The 10,716-nt window shown below is 64.2% G+C and carries 9 protein-coding genes; all 9 read left to right on the top strand.

Translation table 11 applies throughout. The annotated features are described in order from the left end of the window. The coding region (locus tag QZ213_RS17560) for an ABC transporter substrate-binding protein (protein WP_291687361.1) at window positions 1-975 on the top strand (975 nt) is incomplete at its 5' end. A 165-nt stretch (window positions 976-1,140) separates the two neighbouring features. Further along, window positions 1,141-2,019, top strand: a complete 879-nt coding sequence (locus QZ213_RS17555) for a branched-chain amino acid ABC transporter permease (protein WP_291687360.1) — start codon at window positions 1,141-1,143, stop codon at window positions 2,017-2,019. Between the two features lie 10 nt (window positions 2,020-2,029). Further along, complete coding sequence (locus tag QZ213_RS17550; protein WP_291687359.1) at window positions 2,030-4,549, top strand: branched-chain amino acid ABC transporter ATP-binding protein/permease; 2,520 nt, start codon at window positions 2,030-2,032, stop codon at window positions 4,547-4,549. Window positions 4,550-4,569: 20 nt separating this feature from the next. After that, window positions 4,570-5,517: a 3-hydroxyacyl-CoA dehydrogenase gene (locus QZ213_RS17545; RefSeq protein ID WP_291687358.1), complete on the top strand. Its 948-nt coding sequence runs from the start codon at window positions 4,570-4,572 to the stop codon at window positions 5,515-5,517. A 31-nt stretch (window positions 5,518-5,548) separates the two neighbouring features. Continuing rightward, window positions 5,549-6,472, top strand: coding sequence for a 3-keto-5-aminohexanoate cleavage protein (locus QZ213_RS17540; protein WP_291687357.1), 924 nt, complete (start codon window positions 5,549-5,551; stop codon window positions 6,470-6,472). A 158-nt stretch (window positions 6,473-6,630) separates the two neighbouring features. Further along, window positions 6,631-8,229, top strand: coding sequence for an ABC transporter substrate-binding protein (locus QZ213_RS17535; RefSeq protein WP_291687356.1), 1,599 nt, complete (start codon window positions 6,631-6,633; stop codon window positions 8,227-8,229). Between the two features lie 45 nt (window positions 8,230-8,274). After that, window positions 8,275-9,222, top strand: coding sequence for an ABC transporter permease (locus QZ213_RS17530; protein WP_291687355.1), 948 nt, complete (start codon window positions 8,275-8,277; stop codon window positions 9,220-9,222). A gap of 8 nt (window positions 9,223-9,230) precedes the next feature. Then, the gene (locus QZ213_RS17525) at window positions 9,231-10,124 is read left to right on the top strand and encodes an ABC transporter permease (RefSeq protein ID WP_291687354.1); all 894 of its coding nucleotides are present in this window, start codon (window positions 9,231-9,233) and stop codon (window positions 10,122-10,124) included. Then, window positions 10,124-10,716: ABC transporter ATP-binding protein (locus QZ213_RS17520; RefSeq protein WP_291687353.1), on the top strand; the 593-nt coding region annotated here is incomplete at its 3' end. The genes QZ213_RS17525 and QZ213_RS17520, both read left to right, overlap by 1 nt.

The following is a 10,716-nucleotide window of genomic DNA, read 5'->3' as shown; positions in this document are numbered from 1 at the left end:
ACCAAGGCCGAGCGCATGATCGAGCGCGACAAGGTCGCCTGCATCATCGGCGAGATTTCGTCGGCCTCGTGCCTCACCATCGCGCAGGTCGCGCAACGCAACAAGGTGCTCTACATCAACACCGGCGGCAATTCGGACGCGCTGCGCGGCTCCGACTGCAAGCGCTATATGTTCCACGTCGAATCGCAGAATTCGATGTACGTCAAAACCGTCGGCCGCTCGTTCCTGCGCGACGGCCTGGTCAAGGGCAAGAAGTGGTATTCGCTGACGGCGGACTACGCCTTCGGCCATGATCTGCTGAAAGTTTCAAAACGTTTCATGGAAGCCAATGGCGGCAATTTCGCCGGCGACGATCTGGTGCCGACCGACGCCACCGACTTCTCCGCCTATCTCCTGAAGATTCGCGAAGCCAAGCCCGATCTGGTCGTGATCAACCTCGCCGGCAACCAGATCACCAACTTCCTCAAGCAATATGCCGAGTTCGGCCTGACCTTCCCGGTCGGCGGCTTCGGCTTCGACACCGCGCTGGCCTGGGCGGCCGGCAAGGGAAATTTCGTCGGCACCTGGCCGGTGGTCTGGCATCATCTCCTGGACACGCCCGGCACCAAGGCGTTCGTCGCGACCTTCACCAAGAAATATAACAAGCCGCCGGAGAACCAGGCCTGGGGCGACTACATCGCCACCAAGATCGTGGCGCAGACCGTCAACGAGCTGAAATCGGCGGACTCGACCAAGATCATCGAACATTTCGAGAAGGGCGCGAAATTCGATCTCCTGAAGACCCGGCCCGGCTATTTCCGCGCATCCGATCACCAGCTGATGCATGAAATGTACGCGGTCACCGCACTGCCCGCCGACAAGATCAAGAATCAGTGGGACATCTTCAGTTCGAGCCCGGCGGTACCCGGCCCCAACGAAGACCTCGAAGTGATCGCCGCCACCAAGGAAGAGAACAGCTGTACCTTCGGGACGTGAGCGGCTTCAGCGAAGCGTAGCCGAACGAGAGCGCCGCTCTCCCGTCATTGCGAGGAGCGAAGCGACGAAGCAATCCATCGATCCCTGTTCCATAACGGTGGATTGCTTCGCTGCGCTCGCAATGACGGTTTTGTAACCTTAACCTCCTTGGTCAGGGCCAAAACCATGTCCGCCATCCTGTTAGCGCAGCAAGTCCTCAACGGGCTGCTTGACGGCGTCTATTACCTGCTGATCGCGCTCGGCCTGTCGCTGATCTTCTCGCTCGGCGGCATCGTCAATCTGGCCCATGGCGCGTTCTACGCGATCGGCGCTTACCTCACGCTGGTGCTGTCGCCCTATCTCGGTTTCGGCGGCTCGTTCGTTGCGGCGCCCGTGACGGTGGCGCTGCTAGGCGTGGTGATCGAGCGCACGCTGTTCCGCCGCTTCTATCGCTCCGATCCGATCCTCTCGCTATTGATGACTTTCGGCCTTGCCATGGTGGCGGAGCAGGGCTTGCGGATGATCTTCGGCGCCGCGCCACTGTCCTATTCGATTCCGCCCTGGCTGCGCGGGCAGGTCTTCCTCGGCAGTTTTATCTACTCGTTCTACCGCGTGGTGCTGCTCGGCATTGCCGCCGCCTGCATCGCGGGCCTCTGGCTGCTGTTGCAGAAAACCTCGTTCGGCCGCGTGGTGCGCGCCGGCGTCCAAAACCCCGACATGGTCGGCGCGCTCGGCATCTCGCTGCAGCCTTATATGTCGGCGGTGGCCGCGCTCGGCATCGGGCTTGCGGGACTGGCCGGCGTGCTGCTGGCGCCGATCTATTCCATCCATCCGGCGATGGGCCAGGAGATCATCACTCCCGCGTTCGTGGTCGTGGTGATCGGCGGGCTCGGATCGTTCTGGGGCGTGGTGGCCGCGGCCCTGCTGGTCGGTCTCGTCAAGGGCGTCATGGTCGGCATCGGCTATTCCGCGGCGTCGACCGCGGCGATCTATCTCCTGATGCTTCTGGTGCTGCTGTTCCGGCCGCGCGGCCTGTTCGGCGAGCGTATCCTGCGGTTCGAGTGAGGCGCCGACGATGTTGACGCGCCTTCCCATTCCGCTGCTGCTGTCCGCGATCGGGCTGATCCTGCTGCCGCCAGTGCTGCTCGCCCTCGGCCTCACCATGACCTCGGCTACCGAGGTCGTGATCTATGCCACGGCCTGCATGGCGCTGAACATCCTGGTCGGGCATACCGGCCTGGTATCGTTCGGCCACGGCGCCTGGTTCGGGCTGGCCGCTTATGCCGCGGCGCTGATCCAGCGCAACCTGATGCACGACTCGTTCTTCGGTCCGGTCATCGCGGGCGTTGCGATCGTGACACTGGTTGCGACCGCGTTCGGATTCCTGATTCTGAGGCGGCGCGGCGTGTACTTCTCGCTGCTGACGCTGGCGCTGGCGGCGATGCTCTATGCGGTGTCGTTCCGCTGGACGGAAGTCACCGGCGGCGAGAATGGCATCGGCGGCATCACCCGGCCGACGCTGTTCGGCTTTAACCTCGAATCCTCGACCGATTATTACTGGCTGGTCGCATTGATCGCGTTCGCCGTGCTGATCCTGCTGTGGCGCTTCCACAACTCCACCGTCGGCAGCGTGCTGGTCGCGATCCGCGAGAACGAGCAGCGCGCGCGCTTTCTGGGCTATCCGACCAACCGCTACAAGCTCCTGGCCTTCGTGCTGTCGGCTGCGATCACCGGGCTTGCCGGCATCCTCCTGCTCTACCAGAACCGCATGACGTCGGCCGATCCGATTTCGGTATCGTTCTCCGGCGATCTCCTGGCGATGGTCGTGATCGGCGGCATGCGCAGCTTCCTCGGTCCGGCGCTCGGCGCGCTGTTCTTCATCCTGTTTCGCGAATTTTTGGGTATCTACACCGAGAACTGGCTGTTCTGGTTCGGCCTGGTGTTCGTCGCCTTCATCGTGTTTTCGCCGACCGGACTGATCGGCGTCGGCGAGCGGCTGATGGCGCCTTTCCGCAAGAAGACGGTCGAGGACGCCGCGATGTCGGCGCGCCGCATCGAAGTGCTGCCGCTGCCGGAATTCCTGCGGCCGAAATCCCATGTCGACGGCGCGGTGCTGGCCGCTCGCCACATCGTCAAGAGCTTTGGCGGCATCCGCGCGGTGCAGGGCATCGACATCGCCATCGCCGACCGCACCCTGCACGCGCTGATCGGGCCCAACGGCGCCGGCAAGACCACCGCGTTCAACCTGTTGTCAGGCATGTATGCGCCGGACCAGGGCACGGTGTCGCTGCTGGGTCGGCCGATCGCCGGGCATTCGCCGGAAGAGATCGCGCATGCCGGCATCGGCCGATCATTCCAGATCACCAATCTGTTTCCGGCGCTCAGCGTCGGCGAAAACATCCGCCTCGCCATCCAGGCGCGGCATCCCCGCCGCTTCGATCCGCTGACGCCGGCGCTGTCGATCGAAGCGATCAATGCCGAGACCGACGCCGTCATCCGCTATCTCGGGCTTGCCGGCATCGAAGCGGCCGAAGCCGGCATGCTGTCCTATGGCGGCCAGCGCCTGCTCGACATGGGGGTCGCGCTCGCCACCGCGCCGCGCGTGCTGCTGCTGGACGAGCCGCTCGCCGGCCTCGCGGCGGCCGAGCGCGAGCGCATCGGCGCCATCATCAAGCGCATCTCGTCCGATTTGCCGGTGCTGCTGGTCGAGCACGACATCGACCGGGTGTTTCAGCTCGCCGATCAGGTCACCGTGATGAACGAAGGAAGGGTGCTGCTCGACGGCTCGGTCGAGGACGCGCGCGGCAGCGCAAAGGTGCAGGAAGTCTATATCGGCTCGGGCGCGACGGAAGTCGCTGCGCGTCCGCGCGAAACCGCCGCTCGCGTCAGCGCGCTGTTGACGGCCGGTCACGTCGACACCTTTTACGGCAAGAGCCACATCCTCAACGATGTCAGCTTCACCTTGCACGAAAACGAGATCATCGCGCTGTTGGGCCGCAACGGCGCCGGCAAGTCGACGCTTTTGAAGACGCTGATCGGGATCGCGCCGGCCTCGAACGGCTCGATCAAGCTGGCCGACAATGAGCTGATCGGGCTCTCGTCCGCGCAATCGGCCCGGCTCGGCATCGGCTACGTGCCGCAGGGCCGCGGCCTGTTCGCCGGCATGAGCGTCGAGCAGAACCTCGAGCTCGGCGGCCTGAAGCGCCAGACCGGCAACGGCGTGCACTGGACGCGGGAGCGCATTTACGAATATTTCCCGCGCATCGCCGAGCGGCTCGACAGCCCCGCGGATTATCTCTCCGGTGGCGAGCAGCAGATGGTTGCGGTCGCCCGCGCGCTGTCGGGCGACGTGCGGGTCTTGCTGCTCGACGAGCCCTTCGAGGGGCTTGCGCCGACCGTGGTCGAGCAATTATTCGAGACCTTCGACCGCCTGCGCAAGGAAATCGCCATCATCATCGTCGATCACAATCTCGACCTGGCGCTGGCCTTGTCGGACACCACGGTGGCGCTGGAACGCGGCCGGGTGATCCACGAGGGGCCATCCAGGGCGTTGCGGGACGATCTCGATCTGCGCCGCAAGGTGCTCTGGCTGTGAGGGATTTTTGAGAAAACAAAATGCAAAACACTGAACGCAACGTCGCCATCGTCGGCGCCGGCCTGATCGGGCGCGCCTGGGCCGCGATCTTCGCACGCGCCGGATGGAACGTGCGGCTGACCGATCCGCATATCCCGACGCTGAAGGCCGCGCCCCGCCTGATCCGCGACGAACTGCACGCGCTGGCGCGCCACGGCCTCGCCGCCGATCCCGATGGCGCGGTGACACGGGTCTCGGTCGCGGCGAGCCTGCAGGAGGCCGTGCTCGACGTCGAATTCGTCCAGGAAAACGGACCGGAGAAGATCGAGGACAAGCTCGCGATCTTCGCCCAGCTCGACCGGCTGGCGCCGCCCGGCGCGCTCCTGGTGTCCTCGACCTCGGCTATCGTGGCCTCGCGCTTCACCGAAGCGCTGTCCGGGCGCGCGCGCTGTCTGGTCGGCCATCCCGTCAATCCGCCGCATCTGGTGCCGCTGGTCGAACTCTGCGGCGCGCCGTGGACGTCGCCCGAGGCGATCGAGCGGGCGCGCAACATCTATCGCGAGATCGGGCAGGTGCCGGTCACGATCAACCGCGAGATCAACGGTTTTGTCCTAAACCGGCTGCAGGGCGCGCTGCTCGCCGAAGCGTTTCGCCTGGTCGGCGAGGGTTTTATTTCGGCGGAAGACCTCGATCACACGGTGAAGGACGGGCTCGGCCTGCGCTGGTCGTTCCTGGGGCCGTTCGAGACCATCGAACTCAACGCGCCCGGCGGCATTCCGGATTATTGTGCGCGCTACACCGGCTTCTACAAGGAACTGGCTTCGGCCGCCGCTGGCCCCGACGTCTATCAGAGCCCCAATGTGGACCGGGTGATCGCGGCCTGGCCGCATCAGCCGACGCCCGAGCGTATTGCGGCACTGACGCAGCGGCGCAACGAGCGCCTTGCGGCGCTGGCCGCGCACAAGGCCGCCCAGAACACCAAAACATGAAATATCGACCCGCAGGAAAGAGAGCAAAACCATGAGCCGCAAAGTCATCATCACCTGCGCCGTGACCGGCGCGATCCACACCCCCTCGATGTCGAAGGCGCTGCCGGTGACGCCGCAGGAAATCGCCGACGCCGCGGTCGACGCCGCCGAAGCGGGTGCTGCCATCGTGCATCTGCACGCGCGCAATCCGAAGACCGGCCAGCCCGATCAAAGTCCCGAGGCCTTCGCGCCGTTTCTGAAAATCATAAAGCAGCGATCGAACTGCGTGATCAACCTGACCACGGGCGGTGCGCCGACCATGACGGTGGACGAACGCGTCCGCCCCGCCGCGGTCTACAAGCCGGAAGTCGCTTCGCTCAACATGGGCTCGATGAATTTTGCCTTCTTCGGCATGCTCAACCGCTTCAAGAAGTTCGAGCACGACTGGGAGCTCAAGCATCTGCAGAACAAGGACATCGTGTTCCGCAACACCTTCCAGGACATCGAATACGTTCTGAAGACACTGTCGGAGACCGGCACCCGCTTCGAGTTCGAATGCTACGACACCGCGCACCTCTACAATCTGAACTACTTCCTCGAACAGGGCATGGTGAAGCCGCCGCTGTTCGTGCAGACCGTGTTCGGCCTGCAGGGCGGCACCGGCGCGCATCCCGAGGACGTGCTGCACATGAAGCGCACCGCCGACCGGCTGTTCGGCGACAAGATGGTCTGGTCGGTGCTGGGTGCGGGGCGCAACCAACTGCCGATCGCGGCGATGGCGGCCGCGATGGGCGGCAATGTCCGCGTCGGGCTGGAGGACTCGCTGTGGGCCGCGCCCGGCCGGATGGCGGCATCGAACGCCGAGCAGGTGACGCTCGCGCGCAAGATCATCGAGGGCCTCGGCCTCGAGGTCGCGACCTCGGATGAGGCCCGCGAAATCCTCCATCTCAAGGGCGGCGACAAGCTGGAGGTCTGACGTGGCGGTGAGCGCGGCTGCGCTCTTCCGCCGCACGGCCCAGCATTAGGCCGAATTGCCAATGCTGGCGCCAGCCTTGCTGGTTGCGCGGCCCCTCCGCCATGCTATCGTTCGATAAATTGGCCCGCCATGAGGCCGAAAGATCGAGGGAGGGAACCATGCGGGGCGTGCAGGCGCTTGCCGTCGCGGCGGCGTTATCTTTGCTGGCGGTCCCGTCGATCGCGCGCGCCGCCGAGCCCAAGCAGGGCGGCATCTTGAGGGTCTATCACCGCGACAGCCCCGGCAGCGCCTCGATCCACGAAGGCGCGACCTACTCGGTCAACATTCCCTTCATGCCGGTGTTCAACAACCTCGTCATCTACAAGCAGGACGTTGCGCAAAACAGCATGGACTCGATCGTTCCGGACCTGGCCGAGAGCTGGGCCTGGAGCGGCGACCACAAGACGCTCGCCTTCAAATTGCGGCAGGGCGTCACCTGGCACGACGGCAAGCCGTTCACCTCCGCCGACGTCAAGTGCACCTTCGACATGCTGATGGGAAAATCGCCGCAGAAATTCCGCCAGAACCCGCGCAAGGCCTGGTACGAGTTCGTCAACGATGTCACGACCAGTGGCGATTTCGAGGTCGCGTTCAACCTGAAGCGGCCGCAGCCGGCGCTGCTGGCGCTGCTCGCCTCCGGCTATACGCCGGTCTATCCCTGCCATGTTTCGCCGGCGGACATGCGCACCCATCCGATCGGCACCGGCCCGTTCAAGTTCGTCGAATTCAAGGCCAACGAATCGATCAAGCTGGCCCGCAATCCGGATTACTGGAAGAAGGGCCTGCCGCATCTCGACGGCATCGAGTTCACCATCATCCCGAACCGCTCGACCGCCATTCTGGCGTTCGTTGCCGGCAAATTCGACATGACGTTCCCGACCGGGATATCGATCCCGCTGCTCAAGGACATCAAGACCCAGGCACCGAACGCGGTGTGCGTCGTCGAGCCGACCAATGTGAGCACCAATATCATCGTCAACTCGTCGGCGCCGCCGTTCGACAGCCTGGATATTCGCCGTGCCATGGCACTGGCGCTCGACCGCAAGGCATTTGTTTCGATCCTGTTTGAAGGCGAGGGGGACATCGGCGGCACCATGCTTCCGGCGCCGGGGGGATTGTGGGGCATGCCGAAAGAGATGCTGGAGACGATTCCGGGCTACGGCCCGGACGTGAATGCCAACCGGGAGGAAGCCCGCAAGCTGATGCAAAAGGCGGGCTATGGTCCGGACAAGCACCTCGCGGTCAAGGTCTCGACGCGCAATATAGCCGATTATCGCGACCCCGCCGTCATCCTGATCGATCAGCTCAAGAGCATCTATATCGACGGCGAGCTTGACGTCGTCGAAACCGCCAACTGGTTCCCGAAAGTTGCGCGCAAGGATTACGCGCTCGGCCTCAACCTCACCGGCAATGCGGTCGACGATCCCGACCAGTCGTTCTACGAGAACTACTCCTGCGGCTCGGAACGGAACTACACCAACTACTGCAACAAGGAGATCGAGAAGCTGTTCGACGAGGAATCCCAGGAGACCGACGTCGCCAAGCGCAAGAAACTGGTGTGGGAGATCGACAAGAAGCTGCAGGAAGACGTCGCCCGGCCGATCATCTTCCACGGTCGCCAAGGCACGTGCTGGCAGCCCTATGTGAAGGGCGTCACCGTGATGGTGAACAGCTCCTACAACGGCTATCGCTACGAGGACGTGTGGCTGGACAAGTAACGTCCGCCACCAGGCGATCCCAGCGGGTAAACGGAGAGCAGCCAGGTGTTTGCTTATATCGTGCGCCGCCTCGTTCTGATGCTCGTGACCCTGTTCGGGATCTCGGTCATCATCTTCGTGCTGCTGCGCATCGTGCCCGGCAATATCGTCGACATCCTGTTCGCCGCCGCTGGCTATGTCGACCCCGCCGACAAGGCCAATCTGGAACGCGAACTCGGGCTCGATCAGCCGATCGTCGTGCAATATCTGCACTGGATCGGCGGGCTGCTGCACGGCGATCTCGGCTATTCCTTTGTCTCCGAGAAGCCCGCGCTCGACGAGATCCTGCCGCGGATTCCGATCACGGCGCGGCTCGCCGGGCTGGCACTGATGTTCTCGGCCTCGATCGGGATTCCGCTCGGCGTCATCAGCGCGGTCAGGCAGGGCACGCGGCTCGATTATTTCCTGCGCGTCGTCAGCCTGAGCGGGCTGTCGCTGCCCTCCTTCTGGCTCGGCCTGCTGATCCTGATGGCCTCGGTCGCGATGTTCGGAACCATGCCTCTGTTCAACCCGAACCCGAAAACCTGGACCGAGGCGATCGCGATCTATTGCGTTCCGGCGATGGCGGTCGGCTTCCGCAGCGCCGCGCTGACGATGCGGATCACGCGCTCCTCGATGCTGGAGATCCTGCGGCAGGATTACATCCGCACCGCCCGCGCCAAGGGCGCGTCGGAAGCAACGGTCAATTATCGCCACGCGCTGAAGAACGCCATATTGCCCGTCATCACCGTGATCGGCATCGAGGCGGCGTTCCTGATCGGCGGCCTGATCGTCACCGAAACAGTTTTCAACATTCCCGGCGTTGCCCGCTTCCTGGTCGAGGCGATCCGCTGGCGCGACTATCCGATCGTGCAGAACCTGGTGATGCTGATCGCGGTGGTCGTGGTGCTCGCGAACTTCACGGTCGACATGCTCTATGCGCTGGTCGACCCACGGATCAGATACACGGATTAGGAGGCGATTTGGCCGCGATCAACTACGACAACGAACTGCGGCGCGCCGGCGCCAACTCGACGCAGGGCTGGCGCAGGCTCGCCTTCCTCGCGCAGCGCCATATGCTGGGCACGATCGGCCTGTTCTTCATGGTGCTGTTCGTGTGGGCCGCGGCGTTTGCCGATCTGATCAGCCGCTACGATCCGCTCAGTGTCGATTCCGCGCACGCCCTCGCCCACCCGGACATGCGGCACTGGATGGGGACCGATTCCTTCGGCCGCGACGTCTGGAGCCGCATCATCCACGGCGCGCGCATCTCGCTCGCCGTCGGCATCGGCTCGACCGCGCTCGGTTCGCTGTTCGGCGTGAGCATCGGCCTCGCTTCAGGATATCTCTCCGGCTGGGTCGACCTGGTGTTCCAGCGCGTGACCGACATCCTGCAGGCCTTGCCGCTGCTGGTTCTCGCCTTGATCATGACGGCGGCGCTGGGGCCGACGCTTCCCAACGTGATCATCGCGATCGCGATTCCGCTTATCCCGACCGTCGCCCGCGTCATCCGCGCCAACACGCTGGCGCTGCGCGAGCTGCCCTTCGTCGAAGCCGCCAAGTCGATCGGCATGAGCGAGACGCGGATCGCGCTTCGCCATGTGCTGCCCAATACGCTGGCGCCGCTGATCGTGCTGGCTACGGCGCAACTCGGTTCGACGATTCTGACCGAAGCCTCGCTGTCGTTTCTCGGCCTCGGCATTCCCGAACCCTATCCGTCCTGGGGCCGGATGCTGTCGGAATCGGCGGCGGAATATGTCCGCACCGCGCCGTGGCTGGTGATTTTCCCCGGCATCGCCATCAGCCTCGCGGTATTCGGCACCAATCTGTTCGGTGACGCTTTGCGCGACATCCTCGATCCGAGGCAGCGCGGCTGATGGGCGAGGCAGAGGCGGAAGACAGGGTTCTCGACGTGAAGAACCTGCAGACGGTTTTCTTCACCAATTCCGGGCTGTTCAGGGCGGTCGACGACGTTTCATTCCATGTCCGCCGCGGCGAGACGCTGGCGATCGTCGGCGAATCCGGCTGCGGCAAGAGCGTGACCGCGCTTTCGGTCATGCGGCTGGTGCCCGATCCGCCGGGCCGGATCGTCGGCGGCTCGATCATGCTCGAGGGGTCGGATCTTCTGAAGCTCGACGAAAACGAGATGCGGAAAGTGCGGGGCAATCGCATTTCCATGATCTTCCAGGAGCCGATGACCTCGCTCAACCCGGTGATGCGGATCGGCGACCAGATCACCGAGGCGGTGCGCCTGCATCAGGAGATGACCAAGAAGCAAGCCTGGGAGCAGGCCGTCAAGATGCTGCGGCTGGTCAGGATTCCCGAACCCGAGCGGCGTGCGACCGAATATCCGCACCAGCTCTCCGGCGGCATGCGCCAGCGCGCGATGATCGCGATGGCGCTGGCCTGCCGGCCGGCGCTGTTGATCGCCGACGAGCCGACCACCGCGCTCGACGTCACCATCCAGGC

The organism is Bradyrhizobium sp., from assembly GCF_017881085.1.
GTDB lineage: Bacteria > Pseudomonadota > Alphaproteobacteria > Rhizobiales > Xanthobacteraceae > Bradyrhizobium.
This window is presented reverse-complemented; position numbering and strand designations above follow the sequence as displayed.

Bases quoted from the DNA above. Each gene is read 5' to 3' on its own strand.
- QZ213_RS17540 (WP_291687357.1), top strand. From the start codon at position 5,549: ATGAGCCGCAAAGTCATCATCACCTGCGCCGTGACCGGCGCGATCCAC.
- QZ213_RS17555 (WP_291687360.1), top strand. From the start codon at position 1,141: ATGTCCGCCATCCTGTTAGCGCAGCAAGTCCTCAACGGGCTGCTTGAC.
- QZ213_RS17535 (WP_291687356.1), top strand. From the start codon at position 6,631: ATGCGGGGCGTGCAGGCGCTTGCCGTCGCGGCGGCGTTATCTTTGCTG.
- QZ213_RS17545 (WP_291687358.1), top strand. From the start codon at position 4,570: ATGCAAAACACTGAACGCAACGTCGCCATCGTCGGCGCCGGCCTGATC.
- QZ213_RS17550 (WP_291687359.1), top strand. From the start codon at position 2,030: ATGTTGACGCGCCTTCCCATTCCGCTGCTGCTGTCCGCGATCGGGCTG.